Source organism: Pseudoruegeria aquimaris (genome assembly GCF_900172235.1).
Classification (GTDB): domain Bacteria; phylum Pseudomonadota; class Alphaproteobacteria; order Rhodobacterales; family Rhodobacteraceae; genus Pseudoruegeria; species Pseudoruegeria aquimaris.
Genome location: NZ_FWFQ01000010.1, coordinates 1 through 25238, shown reverse-complemented (window position 1 = coordinate 25238; position 25238 = coordinate 1). Strand labels below are relative to the sequence as shown.

Below are 25238 nucleotides of genomic sequence, written 5' to 3'. Positions count from 1 at the left end.
GGGGCTGAAAGCCCCCGCCTTGGGGGCGGGCGGGGGCTGCCCGGCGTGCCGCCGGGCGGAAGGTCCTACCGCCCCGCCAAAGCCTCCGGCACGATCAGCCGGTTCTCCGGCTCCAGCCGGTCGATGATCCAGCGGAAGTGATCGCGGCGGAAGGCGATGCAGCCTTCCGTGGGATGGCGCGGCTTGCGCCAGATGTGCAGGAAGATCGCCGAGCCCATCCCGGCCTCGGCCAGCGGCCAGTTCCAATCCGTCACCAGCACCAGATCGTAGAGCGGATCGGCGCGGCGCAGGCGCTCGTGGCTGTGGCCGTAGGGCGCGCGCACATGCTGGTTGTAGTCCGGTTCGCCGGAGGCGTCGCTCCAGAGATCGCGCGGGCCGATGGGGAAGGCCTCGCCCGCAACGCGCACGCGGTCCGGCCGCGCCATCAGCCCCATGATCCGGTGCACGCCGGCAGGCGTGGCGCCGTCGCCCTCGCGCTTGCTGGTGGAAACCCCGCCGCGCCCGATCGCGCAGGGGAAGGTTCGGCCCAGAAAGCGGATCCCGCGCGGGGTGAGCACAAGATCCTGCGGTCGGGTGTTCACAGCAGGTGCCCCGATTTCGCCGCCTTGGTGGCGAGGTAGGCTTCGTTCAGCGGGTTCTGACCCACCTTCAGCGGCACGCGCTCGGTGACCTTCACCCCGGCCGCCTCCATCATCGCGACCTTCTTCGGGTTGTTCGTCATCAGCCGGACCTGCGAGAAGCCCATGCGCTTGAGGATCTCGGAGCCGATGCGGAAATCGCGCTCGTCGTCCTCGAAGCCGAGCCGGTGGTTGGCCTCCACCGTGTCGAAGCCCTGATCCTGAAGCGAATAGGCGCGCATCTTGTTGGCAAGGCCGATGCCGCGCCCCTCCTGGTTGAGGTAGAGCAGCACGCCCGCGCCCTCGCGGCCCATCTGCGCCAGCGCGCCGCGCAGCTGTGGGCCGCAATCGCATTTCAGGGAGCCGAGGATGTCGCCGGTGAAACAGGCCGAATGCAGCCGCGCAAGCACCGGGGCGTCGCGCGGCGGGCTGCCGATCTCCACCGCGTAATGCTCCTCGCCGCCGTCCTCGGGGCGATAGATGTGCAGCCGTCCGGCCTCGGAGACGGTCATCGGAAGGCGCGCGTGCACCACTTCGTTCATCGGGCTCGTGGTGTGCAGCACGGGGTAGGCGGCACCGGCGTCGAGCCAGGTCAGCCCGTGCTCGGCGGCGAAGGCGGGGCCGGCGTCGATCTCCAGCAGCAGCGCCGCCGGCAGCAGGCGCGCGGCCTTGCAGAAGGTGATGGCGGCGCGGGCCAGCCGTGCGTCGCCCTCGCGCAGGGTCTGCAGGGGGCCCTTCATCGGGTGCATCAGGTCATCGGCCGGATCGGACAGGCTGCGCAGCCAGTCGCAGGTGGCGCTCTCCGGGATCACCACGCGGGCGGCCTGCGCATCGTAGGCGCGCGCCTTCAGCGTCTCGGCGCGGCGGGCGGTGATCGCCAGCACCGGCTGGCCGGGCAGGCTGCGGATGTCGGCAAGGCGCTGCGGACCGAGCGTCTCGGCGGCGGCCACGAGCGCGAAGCGCCCTTCGAGCCCCAGCACGACGGGCACGCCCATGCGCAGATCGGCACGGGCGCGGGCCTGAAGCTCGGTGATGTCGGGGCGCAGATGCATGGCGGGCCTGTTATACTGTTACAGCCAGAGCCCGCTATTTAGAGGCTCGCCGCGGGAATGTGAAACATTTCTCGCGGCTTTCGTGGCGTTTTGACACGAGCGCGTGAATTTGTTGTAGCAAATCTTGCCGCCGGGCGGCGCGATGATCAACTCTTCTCCAGACAGAGCGAGGAGCGCGAAAGACATGGCAACGCTTAAGAAAATCCTGCTGGTGGACGACGATGAAGATCTCCGCGAAGCGCTGAGCGAACAGCTCGTGATGACGGAGGATTTCGATGTCTTCGAGGCCGGCAACGGCCAGGAGGCCATGGCCAAGGCCAAGGAGGCCATCTACGATCTCGTGATCCTCGACGTGGGCCTGCCCGATACCGATGGCCGCGAGCTGTGCCGGCTGCTGCGCAAGCAGGGGGTGAAATGCCCGATCCTCATGCTCACCGGCCACGACAGCGACGCCGACACCATCCTCGGCCTCGACGCCGGTGCCAACGACTACATCACCAAGCCCTTCAAGTTCCCGGTTCTGCTGGCCCGCATCCGCGCCCAGCTGCGCCAGCACGAACAGAGCGAAGATGCCGTCTTCCAGCTCGGGCCGTACACGTTCAAGCCGTCGATGAAGATGCTGGTGGACGAGGACGATCGCAAGATCCGGCTCACCGAGAAGGAAACCAACATCCTCAAGTTCCTCTACCGCGCGTCCGAAGGCGTCGTCCCGCGCGACGTGCTGCTGCACGAGGTCTGGGGCTATAACGCCGGCGTAACGACGCATACGTTAGAAACGCATATCTACCGGCTGCGCCAGAAGATCGAACCCGATCCTTCCAACGCGCGGCTGCTGGTGACGGAGAGCGGCGGTTACCGCCTCGCCTCCTGACGGGTTCCCCTCTCAGAACGGGGCAATGTTCTGAAACCTCCCTGTTGGACTGGCCCGGCCCCGCGCCGGGCCTTTTTTTCGCCCACGGGTTCTATCGCCGGCCCGGGCGCCTACATGGAGGGCTTCAGCAACGAACCATAAGCCACGAGAAAGGCAGTCCCATGGTGCTTCAGGCCCGCTACGATTCCTTCGGCGATCCCGCCGACGTCCTCCACCTCAACGAAACCGAGGCGCAGGCCCCCGGCGAGGGGCAGGCGCGGATCCAGGTGCTGCGCGCGCCCATCAACCCGTCCGACCTGATCCAGGTGGCCGGCAACTACGGCGTGAAACCCGAGCTTCCGGCCGTGGCCGGCAACGAAGGCCTGGGGCGCATCGCCGAGGTGGGGGCCGGCGTCGGTCACGTGAAGCCGGGTGATCTCGTGCTTCTGCCGGCGGGCTGCGGCACCTGGCAGAGCGAAGTTGTGGCCGATGCGGCGACGCTCTTTGCCCTGCCGGAGGCCGATCTCGACCAGCTGTCCATGCTCACGGTGAACCCGCCCACGGCCTACCTTCTGCTTCAGGACTTCGTGGATCTGCACGAAGGCGACTGGATCATCCAGTCCGCCGCCAACTCCGCCGTGGGCCGCTACGTGATCCAGCTTGCCGCGCAGCGCGGCATCCGCACGGTCAACGTGGTGCGCCGCGCCGAACTGGCGGCCGAGCTTGAAGAACTGGGCGCCGATGTCGTGCTGGTGGATGGCGAAGACCTGCCCCAGCGCGTGGCCGACGCGGTGGGCGAGGGGCGCATCCGGCTCGGGCTGGACGCGGTGTCAGGCGGCACCTTCGCCCGGATGAGCGAATGCCTCGCGCCCGGCGGCGTGATGGTCTCCTACGGGGCGATGTCCAACATGCCGGCCATGCTCAGCCCGCAGGCGGTGATCTTCCGCGATGTGCAGGTGCGCGGCTTCTGGCTGGCGCGCTGGTTCACGCAGGCCAGCCCGGCCCGCAAGCAGGAGGTCTTCGGCGCGCTGATCGGGCTGATCGCCCAAGGCAAGCTCTCTGCCGCCGTGGATGCCGTCTATCCGCTGTCCGCGCTCTCCGACGCCGTGGCCCATGCCGCGCGCGACGGGCGGGGCGGCAAGGTCTTGCTTGCGCCGAGCGAGGGTGTTTAACTCCGCCACGATCCCGAAGGCCCGCCCGCGCGGGCCTTCTTTGCCTTTGCCCTGACTGCCCCTGCGGAGCCGCGCCCATGCCCTTCACCCTCGCCACCTGGAACATCAACTCCGTCCGCCTGCGCGAGGAGATCGTGCTCAAGCTGATGCAGGAGGAGGCGCCGGACGTTCTCTGCCTGCAGGAATGCAAGAGCCCGGTCGAGAAGATCCCGCTCGAAGGCTTCCGGGCGCTGGGCTACCACCACATGGTGGCGCGCGGGCAGAAGGGCTACAACGGCGTCGCGATCCTCTCCAAGATCCCGATGGAGGAAGCCGGCAGCGAGGATTTCGCCGGCCTCGGTCATGCCCGCCACATCGCCGGGCGGCTGGAGAACGGCGTCACCATCCACAATTTCTACGTGCCTGCGGGCGGCGACGTGGCCGACCGGGAGGTGAACGAGAAATTCGGCCAGAAGCTCGACTACCTCACGGAGATGCGCGACAGCTTCCACGCCGATACGCCTGAGAGATCCATCCTCGTGGGCGATCTCAACATAGCACCGCGCGAAGATGACGTCTGGGATCACAAGAAGCTTCTGAAGGTCGTCAGCCACACGCCGATCGAGGTCGAGCACCTGGCGCAGGTGCAGGAGGCCGGCAACTGGGTGGATGTGACCCGCGCCGACATCCCCGACGGGCGGCTCTATTCCTGGTGGTCCTACCGGGCGAAGGATTGGGACGCCGCGGACAAGGGCCGCCGGCTCGATCACGTCTGGGCGACGCCCGACATCGCCGGTGCGGCCCATTCCAGCCGGGTGCTGCGCGCCGCGCGCGGGTGGGAAAAGCCCTCCGACCACGCGCCGGTGTTTGCCACCTTCGATCTCTGACTCAGCGCGCGGCCGTGTAGAAGATCGGCGAGGTATAGGCGCGGTCCTGCACCTCGGCGGGCACGGCCTCGGGCAGGGGCACGCCGTAGAAGGCCGCGTCATGGGTCGTCCAGCGCGGCTTCGGGATTTCGATGACCCGCACGTGGTAGAAGGCATCCTGCGCCGCGTCGAACTCTGGATCTTCCCAGAACCCCTGCAACGCCGGTGCGCCGATGGCGTTGGTGTAGGTGGCGGAGGCCACGTCCACCGTGGAGCCCACGGCCTCACGCGCCCGCCGTCCGCGCCGATCTCGCGCCCGCCGGACACGGCGATGTCATGGACGCGCTCATGGGTCTGCCCCTCGGCGTCCAGCCAGCCCTTCACGATCTGGATCCGGTCGAGGTTGGCGCCGTCGGGATCGCGCAGGGCACGCGCACCCGCAGCCGCGAGCCGGTGGTGGCATAGGCCTCCTTGCGGGTCAGCGCGCCGAAGACCTCGCGCCGGGTGTTTTCCCGCGCCCAGACGGCGGTGAGGCCCGAGGCGGATTCCTGCGCGGTGATGATGCGCAGGGCGGGATCCTCCGCCGGGATCACGTCCATCCCGTGACTGTCGGGCGAGGGTTCGGTGTGCTGGTATTTTCCGAAGCAGTTGTCTTCGCGGGTGGTGGGCAGGGCCGTGTGGCTGTCGGTCGTGCCGTACATCCCGAACTTGTCGGGGTTCACCCCGATCTCGCGGCCGATCTTCAGCCCCAGTTTCAGCGCCGAGCGGGCGTATTCGTATTGCAGCATCTCGGGCGTCTTGGCGGCGGGGCCGGAGAGGTTGGCCACGTCCCAGCGCTCGAAATCGGCGAATTCGTCATCGGGTGAAAGCAGCGGATGGGTTTCCTCGTCGCCCTTGATCTGGGTCATCTCGTGAATCGGCTCCCAGCGGATGCGCTTGGCGGCATACTCCGCCGTCAGGGGGGAGCCGTCGAACTTGGTCTCCGGAAACATCAGCCCGTTGCTCATGTCGCCCTTGGGGGTGAAGGTCCATTCGAAGCCCGCCAGCGAGGTGAACACACCGGGCTCGTTGTCGCTGTCGATCGTCTCCACGAGATCCACCCAGAGATCGCCGTCCAGCCCAAGCCCGGCGGTCGGATCGATCCCCTGCACCGTGCCGATCTCGATGATCTCGCCGAAGGCGGCCATGCGGTCCTGCTGGCTGCCGTTGAAGAGCGCGTGGATGCGCCCGCCCCAGTCATCCAGCAAGAGGCGCGGATCGCTCCTGCGGATGGCGGTGGCCAGTCCGATCATCTCGGCGTGCTCGGTGACGGCGAGGAAATCCAGCGAACGGATCAGTTGCACGGGCTGGCCGGTGTTGGAGCGGATCTTCTCGCCGCGGGCGACGCGGAAGGCGTCATGCACGTTGAGCGAGGTGCCGATCAGGCCGGCATCGAAGGAAATCTCGGTGTGGAAATGCAGATCCCCGAACAGCACCTGATCCGGGTAGCCGCGGCCCGCGAAGGGGGAATAGACGGGCGGCTCCTTTCGGGATTGGCGCGCGTTTGGGGCGATCCGGGCAGCCTACGCGAAAAAGGGCCGCGCGCAAAATCGGCGCTGCCCTGCGGGCTCAACCGTTCGCGGATTTCGCCTGCAGAGCGTCGCCGCGCCGGACGGCGCCGGGCAGCGCGGCCGGGGCCGCGTCAGGCATGGGCGCCGCCGCGCAGGGCGAGCGGGCGCTCCTTCACCGGCAGGTGCACGATGGCGGAGAAGGCCCCGACCCCGACGCCGACCCACCAGACGGCGGTGTAGTCGCCCGTCAGGTCATACATGCGCCCGCCCAGCCAGACGCCGAGGAAACTGCCGAGCTGGTGGCTGAAGAAGACGATGCCGTAGAGCGTCCCCATGTAGCGCAGGCCGTAGATATAGGCCACGAGGCCCGAGGTCAGCGGCACGGTGGCCAGCCAGAGCGAGCCCATGGCGATGGAAAAGATCACGACCGAGGTAGGGGTGATCGGCAGCAGGATGAAGGCGGCGGCCACGAGCGTGCGCAGGGTGTAGATCCCGGCCAGCAGGTATTTCTTCGAGTAGCGCTTGCCCAGCCAGCTGGCAAAGAGCGTGCCGGCGATGTTGGAGATGCCGATCAGCGAGATCGCCACGGCGCCGAGGGCGGAGGTGGTGGTGATGCCCACCGAATGCAGCACGCCGCCGGCCAGGATCGGGCCGCACATCTCGGCCACGAAGGCGGGGAAATGCGCGGTGATGAAGGCCAGCTGGTAGCCGCAGGAAAAGAACCCGAGGAAGATCAGCGTGTAGCTCGGATCCCGGAAGGCCTTCCCGAGGATCGTGCCCATGCTCTCCTCGATCTCGGCCTTGCTCGCCATCGGCGCGCGCATCATCGGCAGAACCGCCAGCACGAGGATGATCGTGGCGGCGAACACGAGAAAGACGTTCTGCCAGCTCATGAAGCTCAGCAGCCACTCCGCGGTGGGCGCGCCGATGACCTGCCCCATGGAGCCGGCCGCCGTGGCGATGCCGAGCGCCATGGAGCGGTGTTCGTCGCTCGCCGCGCGCCCGACCATCGCGAGGATCACGCCGAAGCCGGTGCCCGCGATGCCGAAGCCCACGAGGATCTCGAGGAACTGGTGCGCGCCGGGCGTGACGGCATTGGCCGAAAGCACCAGCCCCGCCGCATAGGTGAGCGCGCCCAGGATCATCGCCTTGCGGTCGCCGAATTTCTCGGCGATGGCGCCGAAGATCGGCTGGCCCACGCCCCAGGCGAGGTTCTGGATGGCGATGGCGAGGGAGAACTCCGCCCGCAGCCAGCCGAACTCCTCCGCGATCGGGATCTGGAACACGCCGAAGCTCGCCCGGATGGCGAAGCTGACCATGATGACGATACAGCCGCCGATCAGCACCGGCGAAAGTAGGGGTGCGCGCGTATCCTGCATCCTGTCCTCCTGCAAAGCCGCGCCACGTTCCGCGATGGGGGCTGTGCCGTCAATTCAGAATTTGTGACCCGACCCATGCGCCGGGGCGATGAAAGCCGCGCAGGAGCTTGGCTTTGCGGGCGAAGTTTGGCACAGGGGGGCGCAGAGGGCGAACAGGCACGGCGAACAGGCAGGGCGACATGGCGACTCTGAGCGAGATCTATGCACGGAAGGTGAAGGCCGGGGACATCCGCCCCGATCCGGCGCAGGAGCTGGTGCTTCCGATCCTGCAGGACATCCGCGCCCACCTCGAAGCGGCGAAGACGCGCCGGCGCGGGGTGTTGGGCGGGCTGTTCAGCAAGCCGCCCAAGACGCCGGACGGGCTGTATCTCTGGGGTGGCGTCGGGCGCGGCAAATCCATGCTGATGGATCTCTTCGTGGAGAACCTCGCCATCGAAGAGAAGCGCCGCGTGCATTTCCACGCCTTCATGCAGGAAATCCACGCCGCGCTGCATGAGGCCCGCAAGACGGGCGTGGATGATGCGATCCAGCCGGTGGCCGATGCCGTGGCCGCGCAGGTGCGGTTGCTGGCCTTCGACGAGATGCAGATCAGCGACATCACCGACGCGATGATCGTGGGCCGGCTTTTCGACAAGCTCTTCGCCGCCGGCGTCGTCGTCGTCACCACCTCCAACCGCGTGCCCGACGATCTCTACAAGGACGGGCTGAACCGTCACCTGTTCCTGCCCTTCATCAAGCTGCTGAAGGAGCGCATGGTGGTGCACGAACTGGCCAGCCCGACGGACTACCGGCAGGACCGCCTCTCGGGCGAGCAGGTCTATTTCACCCCCGTCAACGCCGCCGCGCGGGCGCGCATCCGCGCCGTCTGGGCCGGGTTGACCGGGGGCGAGGCCGCGCCGCTCACCCTTCAGGTGAAGGGCCGCGAGGTGACTTTGCCCGCCTATCGCAACGGCGTGGCCCGCGCGAGTTTCTTCGATCTCTGCGGCAGGCCGCTCGGCCCGGCGGACTACCTCGCGATCGCGCAGGCTGTGCGGGTTCTGGTGCTGGACGACATCCCGAACCTGTCGCGCAGCAACTTCAACGAGGCACGGCGTTTCGTGACCCTGATCGATGCGCTCTACGAGGCGCGCGTGCGGCTGATCTGCTCCGCCGCCGCCGAGCCCGAGATGCTCTACCTCGAAGGCGAGGGCAGTTTCGAATTCGAGCGAACCGCCAGCCGCCTGCGCGAGATGCAGGACGCCGACTGGGGCCGCACCGACGCGCCCTAGGGGGCGCTGCCCCCGCCGCCTGCGGCGGCTCCCCCGGGATATTTTGGGGAACAAAGTGGGGCGCGTCTTTTGACCGGAATCATCCACGGGGTGCGGGGCGGCCAGCCCCGCTTGGCCCGGCTCAGCCGTTTTCGCGCAGGATCGCGCCGGCGAGGTAGAGCGAGCCGCAGATCAGGATGCGGGCATGCGGATCGCGCGCCGTGATGGCGGCGATGGCGGCGGTTACGCTTTCAGATTCATGGGCTTCGAAACCGGCCGCGCGGGCGGCCCGGGCGGTTTCGACCGCGGGCAGGGTCGCCGCTTCGCCGGGGATGGATACCGCGTGCAGGCTGTGGGCGCGCGCGGCCAGCGGGCGCAGGTAGCCGCCGATGTCCTTGGTGTTGAGCATGCCGCAGATCAGGTGCGTGGGCCTGTCGGGGAGCTCCGCAAGAAGGGCCGCGAGGGCCTCGCCGGCGGCCGGGTTGTGGCCGCCGTCCAGCCAGAGCTCCGCCGGTCCGGCGAGATCGACGAGCGGGCCCGTCCTGAGCCGTTGCATCCGCGCGGGCCACGTGACGTTGCACATGGCGCCCTCGCAGGCGGCTTCGCCGAAACCGAGGTGGCGCAGCGCGGCGATGGCCATGCCGGCGTTGTCGATCTGGTGGGCGCCGCGCAGGGCGGGCAGGGGGAGATCGAGGAGGCCGGTTTCGTCCTGGTAGACCAGGCGGCCGCGCTCCTGCCAGACGTGCCAGTGCTGCCCCTGCGCCAGAAGCGGGGCGCCGAGGCGCGCGGCGCGGGCCTCGATCACCTCGAGCGCGGCCTCTTCCTGCCGCCCGACGACGCAGGGCACGCCGCGCTTCAGGATGCCGGCCTTCTCTCCGGCGATCTCGGGCAGGGTGTCGCCGAGGAACTGCTGGTGGTCGATGCTGACCGGGGTGATCACGGTCAGCGCCGGGGTGTCGATGACGTTGGTGGCGTCCAGCCGCCCGCCGAGGCCGACTTCGAGCAGCGTGAAATCGGCGGGCGTGCGGGCGAAGGCCAGCAGCGCGGCGACGGTGGTGATCTCGAAATAGGTGATCGGCGCGGTGCCGTTGGCGGCGTAGCATTCATCCAGCACCGCGGTGAGCGCTTCTTCGGAGATCAGCGTGCCGGCGAGGCGGATCCGTTCGTGGAAGCGGGCGAGATGCGGAGAGGTATAGGCGTGGACGCTGCGGCCCGCGGCTTCCAGCCCGGCGCGGATCATCGCCTGCGTGCTGCCCTTGCCGTTGGTGCCGGCGATGTGGATCACCGGCGGCAGCGCGCGCTCGGGGTGATCGAGCGCGTCTAGCAGGCGCCAGACGCGATCCAGCGTGAGGTCGATGATCTTCGGATGCAGCGCCATCATCCGCTGGAGGATGGCGTCGGAGCCCTGCGTGGCGCTCACGGCTTGGCCTTGCTCCCGGCGTCGGGCTCGGAGCCGGCCGCGGTTTCGGCCTCGGCGGGTGCGGCTTGCGGGGCGGGATCGGCGGCGGCTTCGGGCGCTTCGGGCTCGCCGGCTTCGGCGGCGGGCGGTTCCTCGGGCGTGGGCAGGGTGCCGGCCACGGCGGGGGGCTGCTTCATCAGCATCCGGCAGATGGCCACCAGCTCGTCGCGCAGCTTGCGGCGGTCGGTGACGCGATCCAGCATCCCGTGATCGAGCAGGTATTCGGAGCGCTGGAAACCCTCCGGCAGTTTCTCGCGGATGGTCTGCTCGATCACCCGGGTGCCGGCGAAGCCGATCAGCGCGTTGGGCTCGGCGATCTGGATGTCGCCCAGCATGGCGTAGGAGGCGGTGACGCCGCCGGTGGTGGGGTGGGTGAGCACGACGATGTAGGGCAGCCCGGCTTCCTTGAGCATCTGCACGGCCACGGTGGTGCGCGGCATCTGCATCAGGCTGAGGATGCCTTCCTGCATCCGGGCACCGCCGGCGGCGGAGAACAGGATCAGCGGGCAGCGTTTCTCGACCGCGCGCTCGGCGGCGGCGATGATGGCGTTGCCCACGTACATGCCCATGGAGCCGCCCATGAAGGCGAAGTTCTGCGCGGCGGCCACGATATCGGTGCCGGCCATCTCGCCTTCGCCCACGAGCATGGCGTCCTTCTCGCCGGTCTTCTTGACGGCGGCCTTCATGCGGTCGGGATATTTCTTCTGGTCGCGGAAGTTCAGCGGATCGGCCAGCACCTCGGGCACCTTCACCTCGACGTAGATCCCGCCGTCAAAGAGCGCGTCGAAGCGCTCGCGCGGGGAAATCGGCAGGTGGTGATCGCAGTTGGTGCAGACCTGGAGGTTGTCGGCCAGCTCGCGGTGGAACAGCATGGTTCCGCACTCGGGGCATTTCGTCCAGAGGTTCTCGGGCACCTCGCGGCGCGAAAACAGCGAGTTGATCCGCGGGCGGACGTAGTTGGTGATCCAGTTCATGCGCGTGCGCTTCCCCTGTGCCGATGCCAGTGCCTGTGCTGGCCAGTGCCTGTGTTGCGCACTGAAATAAGGTGCACCCAAGGGAAATGCAATCAGACCTTGAGCGCCAGACGTATCGCGAGCCAGCCGCAGAGGATGAGGCCGAGATCGATCAGGATCAGCGGATCGCCCGCCGGCAGGTCCGCGAGCGTGAAGGGAAGGGTGTAGAGCGACAGGCCCGAAAGCGGCCCCGGCGGGCTCACCAGAAGGATGCCGAAGGCGTTGTTGGCGAAATGCAGCGCGGTGGCCGCGCCGATGCTGCCGGTGCGCGCGGTGAGATCGGCGGCGACGAGGCCGAAGGCGAAGGACCACGCCACGATCATGAGGGCGTTGTCGCCGGTGTTGGCGGGATCGTAGTGCCCGAAGGCGAAGAGCGCCGAAGGCAGCACCATCCAGACGAGCGGGCTTGCGAAGCGTGCGGCGAGCTGCTGCTGGACGTAGCCGCGGAAGAAGATCTCCTCCGCCACCACCTGAAGGAACAGCGCGCCCATAGAGAATGGCAGCAGGATCACCCATTGCGGCAGCGGCAGCCCGGGTTCGAGATCAGGCATCAGATATGGGGGCAGGGCGAAGATGGCGATCTCCACCAGAACGATGGCGATGAGCGCCTTGCGGAAGGTCGTGCCGAAAAGATCCACGGGGCCGATGAGCGTGCCGAAGCCGCGCCCGTGCAGCAGCCGCGCGGCCAGCCAGGCGCCGACGATCATGAAGCCGAAGCCGAGGAGCAGGCCGAAGGTTATCAGCGGCGTGCCGGGGATGAACCCGTCCATCCGGGGGCCGACCGGGCCTTCGAGGATGGCAAATGCGGCGAATAGGGCGCTGCCGGCGATCATGTAGAAGGCCCCGGCCCCGGCAATGCCCAGAATCAGCCGCCACAGCGCGGGCTTGGCGCGTGCGGGGGCCACGAAGGCGTCATGGGGGTGGTAGGCGCGGGGCGTGTGTCTCGTCATCGGCGCGACGCTACCCGCGGGGCGGGAAAACCGCAATCGCGCTTGTGAAATCCCTCTTCACGGCCTATTCGAAAACCCAGCCAACTTCTGGGAGGTCTTCCATGCTCAAGCCGCCGTTCGACAAATCCAAACTGCCCAGCCGCCACGTGACGGAAGGGCCGGCCCGTGCGCCGCACCGCTCCTACATGTACGCGATGGGGCTGAGCGAGGCCGAGATCCACCAGCCGCTCGTCGGCGTGGCCACCTGCTGGAACGAGGCCGCCCCCTGCAACATCGCGCTCAACCGCCAGGCCCAATCGGTGAAGATGGGCGTGAAACAGGCGATGGGCACGCCGCGCGAGTTCACCACCATCACCGTGACCGACGGCATCGCCATGGGCCACGAGGGCATGCGCTCCTCGCTCGCCTCCCGCGAGGCCATCGCCGACACGGTGGAACTGACGATGCGCGGCCACTGCTATGACGCGCTCGTGGGCCTCGCCGGCTGCGACAAATCCCTCCCCGGCATGATGATGGCCATGGTGCGGCTGAACGTGCCCAGCGTCTTCATCTACGGCGGCTCCATCCTCCCGGGCCGCCACAACGGCAAGGACGTGACCGTGCAGGACGTGTTCGAGGCCGTGGGCCAGCACCAGGCCGGCAACCTCTCCACCTGCGAACTGGAGAAGCTCGAAGCCGTGGCCTGCCCCTCCGCCGGCGCCTGCGGCGGCCAGTTCACCGCCAACACCATGGCCTGCGTCTCCGAGGCCATCGGCCTCGCGCTGTTCAACTCCTCCGGCGCGCCGGCGCCCTACGAGAGCCGCGACCAATACGGCGAGGCCTCGGGCCGGGCGGTGATGAACCTGCTTGAGAAGAACATCCGCGCGCGTGACGTCGTCACCCGCGACTCGCTGATCAACGCCGCCCGCGTGGTGGCCTGCACCGGCGGCTCCACCAACGCCGGCCTGCACCTGCCCGCCATCGCCCATGAAGCCGGCATCGAGTTCTTCCTCGATGACGTCTGCGAAATCTTCCGCGACACGCCCTATTTCGTGGATCTGAAGCCGGGCGGGCAGTTCGTGGCCAAGGATCTCTACGAGGCGGGCGGCGTGCCGGTGGTGATGAAGGAGCTCGACAAGGCCGGGCTCATCATCCGCGACTGCATGACGGCCTCGGGCTACTCCATCGGCGAAGAACTCGACAAGATCACCCGCGAGGCCGACGGCCGCGTGATCCACTCCGTCGCCGCGCCGATCACCAAGACCGGCGGCGTCGTCGGGCTGAAGGGCAACCTCGCGCCGGAAGGTGCCATCGTGAAGGTGGCCGGCATGAGCGCCGAGCAGCAGGTCTTCACCGGCCCGGCCCGCGTGTTCGAATGTGAGGAAGAGGCCTTCGCCGCTGTCCAGGCGCGCGAATACGAAGAAGGCGAAGTGCTGGTGATCCGCAACGAGGGCCCCTCCGGCGGCCCCGGCATGCGCGAAATGCTCGCCACCACGGCCGCGCTTTCGGGCCAGGGCATGGGCAAGAAGGTGGCGCTGATCACCGATGGCCGCTTCTCCGGTGCGACCCGCGGCTTCTGCGTGGGCCACGTTGGGCCGGAAGCCGCTCATGGCGGGCCGATCGCGTTGCTCAAGAACGGAGACATGATTACGATCGACGCAATCAAAGGCGAGATCTCGGTGGCCCTGAGCGACGAGGAACTCGCCGAACGTAAGGCAAACTGGGCAGGCCCCCGCGAAACGATCTACGCCTCCGGCGCGCTGTGGAAATACGCGCAGCAGGTGCAGGCCACCTATCGCGGTGCCGTGACCCATCCGGGCGGCAAAGCGGAGAAACATGTCTACATGGACCTGTAAGGTCGGAACAGGAAACAGCGTGGCGGCCCTCGCGGCCGGCGCGCTGATGATGCTGGCGGGCGCGCCCACCGAGGCCCCCGCCGCCCCTTCCCGAAACAGCCCAGAGAACACCCGTCCGGCGGCGCTGCGGGTGCGCGTGTCCGAACCGGCCGTGGTGATCGCCGGTCCGGCGGGTTACTGCGTGGATCTGGCCGCCTCCCGCCAGCGCGACGGTGAGGCTTTCGTGCTGCTGGGAAGCTGCGCCGCGATCACCCAGGATGCCCGCCACCGCGAACCGGCGGTGCGTGCCGTCATCACCGCCAGCGTCAGCGGGCTGGAGGCCGGCTACACCATCGCCCAGACGCTTCCGTCGCTGGAGCGCTATTTCCGCTCCGAGGAAGGCCGCCGCATCCTGAGCCGCGACGGCCGGGCCGAAAGCATCGATGTGCTGGAAACCCGGACCGAGGGGCGCGTCTTCTACGTGCGCACCCGCGACCTCGCGCAGGGCGCCGCCGCGGGCGGGAGCGCGGAATACTGGCGTGCCTTCTTCGACGTCGATGGCCACATCGTGTCGGCCAGCGTGCTGGGCACCGAGGCCGCGCCGCTCTCCGCGCAGCAGGGCCTCTCGGTGCTGAAATCCTTCGTGCGGAAAATAAGCCGGGAAAACCGGTCTTAAGGTGTTGATTGCGGCCTGAAGCCTTGGGATGATTGCACAAATCATCGGGGCAGGGCATGTGCCCCCTCGTGCCCGTCGCGGGCCCGCCGCGCGGGCCGTGCGGGCCGATACTTCGAGGGCAAGGCAGGCAAGGATGGCCAAACGGATCGACACGCAGCTGGACGGATTCCTGTTCAAGCGAAACCTCGCGCGCTGGAAGCGCCTCGCGGCCGCCGCCGAGGCGGCCTCGCCGTCGGATCTGCGCAAGTGGCGCGGCCGGGCGCGGCAACTGCGCTCCCAGCTCGACAAGCTCACCTACGTGGCCGACAGCCGCCTCACCCTGCCGATGATCGGCTCCAACGCGATCCAGAAGCCGATGTTCTGCGACTGGGCCTACCGCCCCGAGCTGTGGCGCGGCCCGCTCAACCCGCCGGGGCGCGCGGCGGTGCAGACGCAGGAGAAGATCGGCAGCGAGGTGACGGTCTACCACGATTGCTCCATCTCCGAACTCACCGTGCGCCAGATCCGCAACACCCGCGAAGAGGATCTCGCCCCTTTCGGGCTGCGGATGGACGTGTTCCGCTTCGACGGCAGCTTCCTGTCGCTGGCGATCGACCTGCCCGAGGAGGCCGCCCACGGGCTGCGCAAGCGCCACCTCGTGAAGCTCGATGCCATCGTCGAACTTGAGAAGCCGCTCGAGATCTTCGCCCGTCTGAACGTTAAGCACGGGCCGAACACCGAACAGATCGTGCGCGAGCTGCCGTGGCAGTCCGAGGATGTCTCGGTGGAGTTCGACATGACCTACACCAAGCTCAACGAGAAGCGCGTGGAGCGCATGTGGGTGGATTTCATCTTCGAAGGGCCGGAGATGAACCAGATCATCCTGCGCGATCTCACCCTCACCCGCCGCCCGCGCGCCGAACTCTAGAAGGAGCCCTGCCATGGCCGAAGCCCAACTGACGAAGAGCCGCATCCAGGCCGGTGTCTGGGAAGGGGTGCTGTCGCTGGAAGGCGGCGCGGACGGCGCGCCCGAGATCGAGGTGACGCATCTGGAAAAGCCGGTGGAAGGGGTGAGCCTCGAACCCATCGACGGGGCGCAGGGCCAGTGGCACCTGCGCATCCCCATTCCGGCGGCCGCGCTCTCGGACGGGGTGCAGACCTTCCTGATCCGCTCCCGCCCCGATGACGTGACCCTCGGCAGCTTCGCGATCCTGACCGGCGAGCCGATGTCGGAGGACATCCGCGCCGAGATGGACCTGCTGCGGGCCGAGCTGGACATGCTCAAACGCGCCTTCCGCCGCCATTGCGTGGAAACCATGGGCTGAGGACGCCCCTCGCGGCGCCGGCTGCCCTGCGCGCCCCGCGGACTTTTGCCGTCAGGAGAGGCGGGGTGGCCCTGCCGGGGCTGGACACCGGCGCGCGGCCTGCTTTACGTTCGCGTCAACATCTTGACGCCGCGTTCCGCGTGACAAGCCATGCCCCTTGGACGACATCTTGGGGGATAGCAGGAGGACACCATGACCCAATCCCGATACCCGCATCTTCTGGCACCTCTCGACCTGGGCTTCACCACGCTCAAGAACCGCGTGTTGATGGGCTCGATGCACACCGGCCTCGAGGAAACGAAGGATTGGAACCGGGTCGCGGAGTTCTACGCCGAACGCGCGCGCGGCGGGGTGGCGCTGATCGTCACCGGCGGCATGGCGCCCAACCGCGAAGGCGGTGTCTTCCCCGGCGCCGCCGGCCTCTTCACCGAGCAGGACATCGCCAACCACCGGGTCGTTACCGACCGCGTGCACGAGAACGGCGGCAAGATCGCCATGCAGATTCTCCATGCCGGCCGCTATGCCTATTCGCCGGAATGCGTCGCGCCCTCGCCGATCAAGTCCCCGATCTCCCCCTTCCCGCCGAAGGAGCTGGACGAGGCGGGCATCGAGAAGCAGATCGCGGATTTCGTGACCGCCACCGTCCGTGCCCGCGAGGCCGGGTATGATGGCGTCGAGATCATGGGGTCCGAGGGCTATTTCATCAACCAGTTCCTGGTGACCCATACCAACAAGCGGACCGACCGCTGGGGCGGCTCCTACGAGAACCGGATGCGCCTGCCGGTGGAGATCGTGCGCCGCTGCCGCGAGGCGGTGGGCGAGGATTTCATCATCATCTACCGGCTGTCGATGATCGACCTCGTGCCCAACGGCTCCACCCACGAAGAGGTGGTGCAGCTGGCGCAGGCCGTGGAGGCCGCGGGCGCCACCATCATCAACACCGGCATCGGCTGGCACGAAGCCCGCGTGCCCACCATCGCCACCTCGGTGCCGCGCCGCGCCTTCACCTGGGTCACCCGCAAGCTGATGGGCAAGGTGAACGTGCCGCTCGTCACCTCCAACCGGATCAACACGCCCGAGGTGGCCGAAGCGGTGCTGGCGGAGGGCTGCGCCGACATGGTGTCCATGGCGCGCCCCTTCCTTGCGGATCCGCATTTCGTGGCCAAGGCCGAGGCCGGCCGCGCGGACGAGATCGCGCCCTGCATCGCCTGCAACCAGGCTTGCCTCGATCACACCTTCTCGGGCAAGCTGACGAGCTGCCTCGTGAACCCGCGCGCCTGCCACGAGACCGAGATCACCATCACCCCCACCGAGACGCCGAAGTCCTTTGCCGTGGTCGGCGCCGGCCCGGCCGGCCTTGCCGCCGCGCTCACGCTGGATGAACGCGGCCACCGGGTGACCCTGTTCGACAAGGCGCAGGAACTGGGCGGGCAGCTCAACATCGCCAAGCAGATCCCCGGCAAGGAGGAGTTCCACGGCTTCGTGCAGTGGTTCGAGACGATGGTGGCCAAGTCCGGCATCACCGTGAAGCTCGGCACCGAGGCCACCCCCGAGGCGCTCGCCGATTTCGACGAGGTGATCGTGGCCACGGGCGTCGTGCCGCGCGATCCGCAGATCCCCGGCCAGGATGGCGACAACGTGCTCGGCTACATCGACGTGCTGCGCGAGAAGAAACCCGTCGGCAAGACGGTGGCCGTGATCGGCGCCGGCGGCATCGGCTTCGACGTGTCCGAATACCTCGTGCACGAGGGCAAGAGCCCGACGGAAGACCTCGAACTCTGGAAGGAGGAATGGGGCGTGGGCGACCCGGAAGAGACCCGCGGCGGCCTGGCCAGCGACGGCCCGCACCCCCATGCTCCGGCGCGCGCGGTGACGCTGCTGCAGCGCAAGGCCCAGAAGCCCGGCAAGGGGCTGGGCAAGACGACGGGCTGGATCCACCGTGCCGCGCTCCAGATGAAGGGCGTGAAGATGATCGGCGGCGTGAACTACGAGAAGATCGATTCCGAGGGGCTGCACGTGAGCTACGGCGAGGCGCGCGAGAACCCGCAGGTGATCCCGGCCGAAACCGTGGTGATCTGCGCCGGGCAGGTCTCGGAGCGCTCGCTGGCCGAGGCGCTGGAAGCCACCGGCAAGCCCGTGCACGTGATCGGCGGCGCCGACGTGGCCGCCGAACTGGACGCCAAGCGCGCCATCGACCAGGGCACGCGGCTCGCCGCTACGCTCTGATCCTTCCCGATCTTTTTCGGAACCTGCCGCGCCCGGGGCCGCCGCGCCCCGGGGGTATTGCAGGGAAAACACTGAAGTGCGCGCCGACGCCGCGATTGTTTCGCTGTTTCCCCGACCCGAACGATCCCGTTTTAAATCCCGAGATTGTCGGGCGTTCACCCCATTTCCGCCCGATTCTGTCCGCATAACCTTGGGGGAACTCAGGATCTGGTAGGACTTGTTATGGACCGTTTGACCGAAATGGAAGCCTTCGCCACCGTGGTGGATCAGGGAGGTTTCACGGACGCCGCCCGCAAGATGGGCATCTCCAAATCGGCGGTTTCCAAGCATGTGTCGTCGCTGGAGGCCCGCCTCGGCGCCCGCCTGCTGAACCGCACCACGCGCCGCGTGAGCCCCACCGAGATCGGCCTTGCCTATTACGATCGGGCCCGCCGCGTGCTGAACGATGCCGGTGAAGCCGATGCGCTGGTGACATCTATGCAATCGGCGCCTTCGGGGCTGCTGCGCATCTCCGTCGCCACCGATTTCGGGGTGAATCATCTGTCGCCGGTGCTGGGGGATTTCCTGCTCGAATTCCCCGACATCACCGTGAACATGGTGCTCAACAACCGCTACGTGGAGCTGATCAGCGAGGGGTTCGACATGGCCGTGCGAATCGGCGAGCTGGAAGACAGCTCCCTGCGCGCCCGAAAGCTGACCGAAACCACCAAGCGGATGATCGGCAGCCCGGCCTATTTCGAGAAATACGGCCGCCCGCAGAAGATCGACGATCTGAACGAGCACAAGCTGCTGCATTATTCAAGCCAGTCCAACGGCGCGGTCTGGAAGCTCACCGCCCCCTCCGGCGAGAAGCGCCAGGTGCGCACGGCCGGCTGGCTCTCGGTGAACGACGGGCAATCCCTGCTCAATGCCGCGATTTCCGGCCTCGGCATCGCCTATCTGCCGAGCTTCCTCTACGGCGATGCGATGAGGAAGGGGCTGGTGGAGGAGGCCATTCCCGGCCTGCCGCGGGAGACGCAGGGCATCTATGCCGTCTATCCGCCGGGCCGTTTCACCCAGCCCAAGGTGCGCGCCTTCATCGATTTCCTCGTCGAGGCCTTTGCCGACAAGGGCCCCGACGACTGGTAACCCCCCGGTTTTCCCTCGCGCGCGTCATTTCTCCCGGGCGCGCATTACTGGGTCGAAGTGAGGATCACTTCGACCCGTCTGTTCTTCGTGCGCCCGTCTTCCGTGAGGTTGCTGGCGAGCGGTGACAGGAAGCCCATGCCTTCCGCGCTGATCTGCGCGGCGTCCACCCCATGCACCGAGATTAGCCGCTCCGCCACGGAGGCCGCCCGCTTCTTCGAGAGCGCCACGTTGGCCTCCAGCGAGCCTTCCGCATCGGTATGGCCGACGAGAGCGATGGTGCGCCCGGGGTGCGCCGCGAGGTAGGCGGCCAGTTCGGCGAGCGTGGCGAAGGGGCCGGCGCCAAGCTGCGCGGAGCCCGATTCGAAAACCAGATCGTCGAGCACCGAATGGCCGTCGCGCTCCAGCTTCTCGGCGAGGCTGCCGGCGGCGGCGGCCGGCGCGCTTTCCACCGGACGGGCCGCAACTTCCCCCGTGACGCCTGTGGCATCTGTGGCCCCGGCGGCCGCGCTCAGGGCGGCGGCCTCGGGGTGTCCGGGGGGCAGCACGCGGGTGAGCTGGAGGAAGCCGCTCGCGGCGCTGCGGCTGGCCAGGAGGCTCAGGTATTCCGCCGCCTCGCCGGCGCCCTTGCGGGCCGAGAGGAAACGGAAATCGCCGAGATCCACATGCATGTCGGGCTCGGGCAGGATCCGGGTCGAATAGCGGAAATCGAAGCCGCCGCAGCCGTCGGTTTCGCAGGTGAAGAGGATCTCGAAGCCCTCCGCTTCAAGCTGGTCGCGCAGCGGGGCGAGGATCTCCAGCGTGGCGAGCTGCGAGTCCGGCAGCCGGTAGGCGGACTGGCTGAAGGCGCCCTCCACCTGCTGCGTGTCCATCGCGCCGTCCTTCCACGGTGACAGCGGCAAGGCGTAGCTGGCCAGCGGCTCGGATTGCCTCGCCGACAGGAGCGCGCCTTCCGGCAGGGTCAGCGGCGCGGCGAAGGCCCCGCCGCACAGGGTGGCCAGCGCGGCGGCGCATATGGCGAGGCGGGTGCTCATCTGGCCTGTGCGTGATACTCTGGGTTGGGGCGCATGTCGGTGGCCGAGGCGATGCGGTTGCTCATGTTGAAGAAGCCGGCGACGGCGGCGATGTCCCAGATGTCGCGCTCGGAAAATCCTACGCTGCGCAGGGCTTCGCGGTCTTTCTCCTCGATGGTGTAGCTGGCGTTGGTCATCAGCGCGGCGAAATCGAGCATCGCCCGGTGGCGGGCCGAAAGCGGCGCCACCCGGTAGTTCATGACGAGCATCTCGCCCAGTTCCGGATCGCCAGAAAGCTGGCGCACCGCCGCGCCATGGGCCACGAGGCAGTAGTAGCAGCGGTTGATCGAGGAGACGACGACGGCGATCATCTCGCGCTCCAGCTTGCTCAGGCCCGAGTCCGCCAGCATCAGATCGTTGTAGAGGCCGGTGAAGGCGTTGAGCTTTTCGATATCGAAGGCATAGGCCTTCAACACGTTGGGCACGAGGCCCAGCTTCTCGGCGCAGACGTCGAAATACTTCTGAATGTCATCGGGGAGCGGATCCACCATCGGCAGATCCAGCGCGGTGGCTGGCTTGTCTTCTGTCGTCACGCGGTATGTGCCTCTGCGGAAACCGGAATTCGGTAGTGGTAGGTTTCCACAGAAGCCATGCCGAGGGAAGCATAGAGCGCGTTGGCCGGCATGTTTTCGCGCGTCACGGCCAGCGCGATCCAACGTGCGCCGGCCTTCTGCGCCCATTGCGCCGCCACGCCCATCATCCGCCGCCCGGTCTGCTTGCGCCGCATCCGGGGCGAGACTTCGAGCGCGTGGATCATGGCGATCTCGCCGTGCAGCGCCACGAAGGCGGTGCCCGCCGCGCGGGCATCGGCACGGCCGAGGATCGCGGCCTTGGGCCCTTTCGCGCGCTCCATCACCGCCAGCCGCGCCGGGCCGATGCCGGCTTCTGCCCAGATCTCCTCCTGGATGGCCAGCGGCGGCCAGATCGCAAAACCGGAGAGCCGCTCGGTCTCGATGGCGGCCAGCCGTTCGATCGGGGCCACGTAGAGCGCGACCGGATCCACCACCGCGTAGCCCCGTGCCTGAAGCGCCGCGTCCAGCGCGGCGTCCTCGGAGCGGATCATGAAGAGCGGCGCCTGCCCCAGCGCGCGCATGGCTTCCTCCGCCTGCGGGATGTCGGACGCGCTCACCGGGCCTGTGGGTGTCGCGGCGGAGACGCGTTTGCCGCCGCCTGCGCCGAACCGGATGAGCCACGGGCCGTGCGCTTCGCACCGCGCCGCGGGCCAGGTGGCTTCCAGTGCCGCGAAGAGGGCGGCCCGATCGGGGGCGTGCATCAGAGCGCGCCCTCGAATTCCTGCGCCAGCCGGGTCATGGCGGCGTCGATCCGTGCCCCGTCGGTGCCGCGGATCACGATGTTCGCGCCGTAGGCGCCGTCCTGCTGGAAGGGGTAGGAGCCGATGGAGAGATCCGGGAAATCCGCCGCCAGCGCCGCCAACGGCCCGGCGATGTCGCCCTCGCCGCGGTTGATGCGCAGCGACTGCGACAGCAGCGGCGCGCCGCCGGTGAGCGTGGGCAGCACCGAGGCCACCATGGCCTGGAACACCGAGGGCACCCCGGCCATCACATGCACGTTCTTCAGCGTGAAGCCCGGCGCGATGGAGACGGGGTTGTCGATCAGCGTGGCGCCCTCGGGGATGCGTGCCATCCGGAGGCGGGCCTCGTTCAGCTCGCGGCCCGTGGCGGCGTAGTGATCGGCCAGCAGTCTGCGGGCATCTTCGCGCACGCCGATCGGCGTGTCGAAGGCCGCGGCGATGCATTCGGCGGTGATGTCATCATGGGTGGGGCCGATGCCGCCGGAGGTGAACACGTGGTCGGCGGCGGCGGAGAGCGCCCGCACCGCGCCGATGATCGCCGCGCGATCGTCGCCCACCACGCGCGCCTCGATCAGGTCGATCCCCTGCTTGGCCAGTTCGCCGGCGAGGAAATGCATGTTGGAATCGCGGGTGCGTCCCGAGAGGATCTCGTCCCCGATGACGAGCATGGCGGCGGTGGGGTTGGGCATGGCTGGGCTCCGTCTTGCCGGGTGGTTGGCTTCGGTATAGGCCTGCCCCATGCGCTTTCAAACCCCTCTCGTGCCCGCCACGCTGATCCGCCGCTACAAACGTTTTCTCGCCGATGTGCGGCTTGAGGATGGCCGCGAGGTGGTGGCCCATTGCCCCAATCCGGGTGGCATGATCGGGCTTCAGGACCCGGGGATGCGGATCTGGCTCGAGCCCAACGACGACCCGAGGAAGAAGCTGAAATACGGCTGGCGGCTGGTGGAGCACGAAGGCGGCCACTGGACGGGCATCGATACCGGCGTGCCCAACCGCGTGGTGAAGGAAGCGCTGCTGGCGCGCGCCATCCCGGCGCTTTCCGCTTACTCCGGCGTGCGGCCCGAGGCGAAATACGGCGCGGCGAGCCGGGTGGATTTCCTGCTCACCGAGCCCGGCCTGCCGGATTGCTACGTGGAGGTGAAGAACGTTCATCTGCGGCGCAGGGGCGATCTGGCGGAGTTCCCCGACAGCGTGACGGCGCGCGGGCGCAAGCACCTCGGCGAGCTGGCGGAGATGGTGGCGCAGGGCCACCGCGCTGTGATGCTCTACCTCGTGCAGCGCACCGATTGCGCCCGCTTCGCGCTGGCCGCCGACATGGACCCGGCCTATGCGGCCGCCTTCATCGAGGCACGCGCCGCCGGGGTGGAGGCGCTCTGCCACGGCACGCGGATTTCGCCGGAGGGGGTGTGGCTGGCGGGGGAGCTGCCAATGGAAGCCGTTAAAGGGACTGAAAAGTAGTTACATTGCGGAGGTGTGGCGTGAAGGGCTGGCCCGGTCCGCCGGGTGGGGGTGAAGCCCCCGCCCGAGGGGACGGACGGGGGCTGCCCGGCGTGCCGCCGGGCGAAACCATGTCGTCGTTGTTGGAATCTTGCGCGGTTGTCGGGGTCTGCGCAGGCTGTGCCTTTCCCCTACTGGCACTTTCCGCGCAAAACCCTTATCTGTAGCGCGAAATCCATCTGTTCGGAGCATTCCCTTGGACGATAGCCGTGGCCGCCTGACCCGTGACGGGATCCGCATCTACCCGCAGGACGCCTTTGCAGGCATGCATGCCGCCGGCCGCGTGGCCGCGGAAATCCTTGATGGCGTCGCCGCCCTCGTGGTGCCCGGCGCGACGACCGGCGAGATCGATCGCTGGATCACCGAGCAGGTCGAGGCCAAGGGTGCGAAATCGGCCACCATCGGCTACAAGGGCTACCAGCACGCCTCCTGCATCTCGGTGAACCACGTCGTCTGCCACGGCATTCCGGGCGACAAGAAGCTGAAGGATGGCGACATCCTCAACATCGACGTGACCGTGATCGTGGACGGCTGGTATGGCGACACCAGCCGCATGTACGTGGCCGGAAAACTGCCGCGCAAGGCCGAGCGCCTGATCCAGGTGACGCATGATTCCCTGATGAAGGGCATCGAGGCGGTGAAGCCGGGCAACACCTTCGGCGACATCGGCCACGCGATCCAGAGCTACGCTGAGAGCCACCGCATGTCGGTGGTGCGCGATTTCTGCGGCCACGGGCTGGGCCGCGTCTTCCATGCCCCGCCCAACGTGCTGCACTACGGCCGCCCCGGCACCGGCCCGGTTCTGGAGGAGGGCATGTTCTTCACCATCGAGCCGATGATCAACCTCGGGCGCCCCGAAACCAAGGTGCTGGCCGACGACTGGACGGCCGTCACCCGCGACAAGAGCCTCTCGGCCCAGTTCGAACACTCGGTCGGCGTCACCGCCGATGGTGTCGAGATCTTCACCCTGTCGCCCGCCGGCCGCTTCCACCCCACCTACGGGGAATAGGGGGCCGCTTTTCCCCCTCGATGGCGGGCGCCGGCGCCGGCGGGCTTGATCCGCCGTGCCGCAACGGCAAGGATGCCGGGCAGGGAACAGGGAAAAGCATGTGTCTCAACATCTTCTGCGCGTCAGCGACCTGAAGCCGCGTCAGGCCGACCACCTGCTGCAACGCGCCATCGCGCTGGGGCGGGAATACGCCGCCGGTATCGTGCCGCCGCTCCTTGAAGGGCGGCGCATCGCGCTGATCGTGGAGGAGCGCGGCTGGCGCAACACCGTGGCGATGGAGCTTGGCGCCGCCAGCATGGGCGCCCATTGCGTGCATGTGCCCGTGGGGCTGACCGGCGGGGAGCACCCGCAGGATCTGGCCCGTTACCTTGCCAACTGGTTCGATCTCGTCGCCGTGCGCACCCCCAGCCTCGGCGCGCTGGAGGCCTTCGCCGCCGCCAGCGCCCTGCCGGTGCTGAACCTGCGCACGCGGCAGAACCACCCGTTCGAGGTGCTCGGCGATCTCTCCTACGTGCGGGCGCTGCGAGGCGGGCTCGAAGGCCTTCGCGTGGCCGCCGTGGCGCCGGCGGCCAACATCCTCGCCTCATGGGCCGAAGCCGCCGTGGCGTTGCCGCTGGAGGTGACGCAGATCGCCCCGCGCGCCCGCTGGCTCGACACCGGCCGCTACGCCACCCACCGCCTGACCTGCACCGAGGACATGGACGCCCTCGCCGATGCCGACGTGATCGTCACCGATTGCTGGCCCGCCGGGGCCACGGAGGCCGAGATGGCGCCGTTTCGCATCACCGCCGCGCGGCTGGATGCGACACGACCCGGCTGCCTGTTCATTCCCTGCCCGCCGGTGAGCCGGGGCGAAGAGGTGAGCGAAGACGCGATGACTCACCCGCGCTGCGTCGCCGTGGCGGCGAAGGCGCAGCTGATGCATGTGCAGATGGCCTTTGCGGAGGCGGTGCTGGCGGAGAGGATGCCGTCCTGACTGAGGGAGCCCCGTCAACGGCGCGCCGCTTCTGCTGGCGGTGTGCAGGGCTTTCGGGCGTGCGGGTTTGGCAGACATAAAGCGCTGAA

23 protein-coding genes and 1 pseudogene are annotated in these 25238 nt (G+C 68.2%); 13 read left to right on the top strand and 11 right to left on the bottom strand.

Going from position 1 to position 25238, the window contains the following annotated elements; genetic code table 11:
* Positions 1-65: 65 nt before the first annotated feature.
* Both PSA7680_RS08390 and ribA read right to left on the bottom strand, forming a co-directional pair.
* Positions 66-581, bottom strand: coding sequence for a L,D-transpeptidase family protein (locus PSA7680_RS08390; protein ID WP_085868263.1), 516 nt, complete (start codon positions 579-581; stop codon positions 66-68).
* Positions 578-1669, bottom strand: coding sequence for a GTP cyclohydrolase II (gene ribA / locus PSA7680_RS08385; protein ID WP_085868262.1), 1092 nt, complete (start codon positions 1667-1669; stop codon positions 578-580). Before ribA ends, PSA7680_RS08390 begins: the two co-directional genes overlap by 4 nt.
* 184 nt (positions 1670-1853) lie before the next feature.
* Between ribA and PSA7680_RS08380 the strand changes: the two genes are divergently transcribed.
* The 3 genes from PSA7680_RS08380 (at position 1854) to PSA7680_RS08370 (ending at position 4557) form a co-directional block, all read left to right on the top strand.
* Entirely contained in the window at positions 1854-2540 is a 687-nt protein-coding gene (locus PSA7680_RS08380; protein ID WP_085868261.1) for a response regulator transcription factor, read from the top strand.
* A gap of 161 nt (positions 2541-2701) precedes the next feature.
* Positions 2702-3691 carry a zinc-dependent alcohol dehydrogenase family protein gene (locus PSA7680_RS08375; RefSeq protein WP_217808328.1) on the top strand — a complete coding sequence of 330 codons (990 nt, stop codon included), beginning with the start codon at positions 2702-2704 and terminating at the stop codon, positions 3689-3691.
* Positions 3692-3768: 77 nt separating this feature from the next.
* Positions 3769-4557 (top strand): exodeoxyribonuclease III, encoded by a 789-nt coding sequence (locus PSA7680_RS08370; RefSeq protein ID WP_085868260.1) that lies wholly within the window; start codon positions 3769-3771, stop codon positions 4555-4557.
* Between the two features lies 1 nt (position 4558).
* Here PSA7680_RS08370 and PSA7680_RS08365 read toward each other — a convergent pair.
* Positions 4559-6011 (bottom strand): annotated as a pseudogene (locus tag PSA7680_RS08365) (DUF3604 domain-containing protein).
* A 206-nt stretch (positions 6012-6217) separates the two neighbouring features.
* On the bottom strand, positions 6218-7465 hold the full coding sequence (locus PSA7680_RS08360) for an MFS transporter (protein ID WP_085868259.1): 1248 nt from the start codon (positions 7463-7465) through the stop codon (positions 6218-6220).
* 179 nt (positions 7466-7644) lie between these two features.
* Between PSA7680_RS08360 and zapE the strand changes: the two genes are divergently transcribed.
* Positions 7645-8733 (top strand): cell division protein ZapE, encoded by a 1089-nt coding sequence (gene zapE, locus PSA7680_RS08355; RefSeq protein ID WP_085868258.1) that lies wholly within the window; start codon positions 7645-7647, stop codon positions 8731-8733.
* 121 nt (positions 8734-8854) lie between these two features.
* Here zapE and PSA7680_RS08350 read toward each other — a convergent pair whose 3' ends face one another.
* From PSA7680_RS08350 to PSA7680_RS08340, 3 genes are all read right to left on the bottom strand, one after another.
* A complete protein-coding gene (locus PSA7680_RS08350) occupies positions 8855-10093 on the bottom strand; it encodes a bifunctional folylpolyglutamate synthase/dihydrofolate synthase (RefSeq protein WP_085868359.1) in 1239 nt (412 codons plus the stop codon).
* 35 nt (positions 10094-10128) lie between these two features.
* A complete protein-coding gene (gene accD / locus PSA7680_RS08345) occupies positions 10129-11145 on the bottom strand; it encodes an acetyl-CoA carboxylase, carboxyltransferase subunit beta (protein WP_085868257.1) in 1017 nt (338 codons plus the stop codon).
* 92 nt (positions 11146-11237) lie between these two features.
* On the bottom strand, positions 11238-12134 hold the full coding sequence (locus PSA7680_RS08340) for a CPBP family intramembrane glutamic endopeptidase (RefSeq protein ID WP_085868256.1): 897 nt from the start codon (positions 12132-12134) through the stop codon (positions 11238-11240).
* Between the two features lie 101 nt (positions 12135-12235).
* Between PSA7680_RS08340 and ilvD the strand changes: the two genes are divergently transcribed.
* From ilvD to PSA7680_RS08310, 6 genes are all read left to right on the top strand, one after another.
* On the top strand, positions 12236-13969 hold the full coding sequence (ilvD, locus tag PSA7680_RS08335) for a dihydroxy-acid dehydratase (protein WP_085868255.1): 1734 nt from the start codon (positions 12236-12238) through the stop codon (positions 13967-13969).
* Positions 13970-13988: 19 nt separating this feature from the next.
* Entirely contained in the window at positions 13989-14624 is a 636-nt protein-coding gene (locus PSA7680_RS08330; protein WP_085868254.1) for a hypothetical protein, read from the top strand.
* 133 nt (positions 14625-14757) lie between these two features.
* Entirely contained in the window at positions 14758-15531 is a 774-nt protein-coding gene (locus PSA7680_RS08325; RefSeq protein WP_085868253.1) for a DUF6478 family protein, read from the top strand.
* Positions 15532-15544: 13 nt separating this feature from the next.
* Entirely contained in the window at positions 15545-15928 is a 384-nt protein-coding gene (locus tag PSA7680_RS08320; protein ID WP_085868252.1) for a hypothetical protein, read from the top strand.
* 192 nt (positions 15929-16120) lie between these two features.
* Positions 16121-18154, top strand: coding sequence for an NADPH-dependent 2,4-dienoyl-CoA reductase (locus PSA7680_RS08315; protein WP_085868251.1), 2034 nt, complete (start codon positions 16121-16123; stop codon positions 18152-18154).
* Between the two features lie 222 nt (positions 18155-18376).
* Positions 18377-19282 (top strand): LysR family transcriptional regulator, encoded by a 906-nt coding sequence (locus tag PSA7680_RS08310; protein WP_085868250.1) that lies wholly within the window; start codon positions 18377-18379, stop codon positions 19280-19282.
* A gap of 44 nt (positions 19283-19326) precedes the next feature.
* Here the strand turns inward: PSA7680_RS08310 and PSA7680_RS08305 are convergent, their stop codons facing one another.
* The 4 genes from PSA7680_RS08305 to PSA7680_RS08290 are packed head-to-tail and all read right to left on the bottom strand — an operon-like array spanning position 19327 to position 22353.
* Positions 19327-20313, bottom strand: coding sequence for an OmpA family protein (locus tag PSA7680_RS08305; RefSeq protein ID WP_085868249.1), 987 nt, complete (start codon positions 20311-20313; stop codon positions 19327-19329).
* Positions 20310-20885 (bottom strand): peroxidase-related enzyme, encoded by a 576-nt coding sequence (locus PSA7680_RS08300; RefSeq protein WP_245824527.1) that lies wholly within the window; start codon positions 20883-20885, stop codon positions 20310-20312. Before PSA7680_RS08300 ends, PSA7680_RS08305 begins: the two co-directional genes overlap by 4 nt.
* Positions 20882-21625, bottom strand: coding sequence for a GNAT family N-acetyltransferase (locus PSA7680_RS08295; RefSeq protein WP_085868248.1), 744 nt, complete (start codon positions 21623-21625; stop codon positions 20882-20884). Before PSA7680_RS08295 ends, PSA7680_RS08300 begins: the two co-directional genes overlap by 4 nt.
* Positions 21625-22353: a competence/damage-inducible protein A gene (locus PSA7680_RS08290; protein WP_085868247.1), complete on the bottom strand. Its 729-nt coding sequence runs from the start codon at positions 22351-22353 to the stop codon at positions 21625-21627. Before PSA7680_RS08290 ends, PSA7680_RS08295 begins: the two co-directional genes overlap by 1 nt.
* A 49-nt stretch (positions 22354-22402) precedes the next feature.
* Here PSA7680_RS08290 and sfsA point away from each other — a divergent pair, with 49 nt between their 5' ends.
* From sfsA to PSA7680_RS08275, 3 genes are all read left to right on the top strand, one after another.
* Positions 22403-23125, top strand: coding sequence for a DNA/RNA nuclease SfsA (gene sfsA / locus PSA7680_RS08285; protein WP_085868246.1), 723 nt, complete (start codon positions 22403-22405; stop codon positions 23123-23125).
* A gap of 235 nt (positions 23126-23360) precedes the next feature.
* A complete protein-coding gene (gene map, locus PSA7680_RS08280) occupies positions 23361-24173 on the top strand; it encodes a type I methionyl aminopeptidase (protein ID WP_085868245.1) in 813 nt (270 codons plus the stop codon).
* Between the two features lie 100 nt (positions 24174-24273).
* Positions 24274-25149, top strand: a complete 876-nt coding sequence (locus PSA7680_RS08275) for an ornithine carbamoyltransferase (protein ID WP_085868244.1) — start codon at positions 24274-24276, stop codon at positions 25147-25149.
* Positions 25150-25238: the final 89 nt, after the last annotated feature.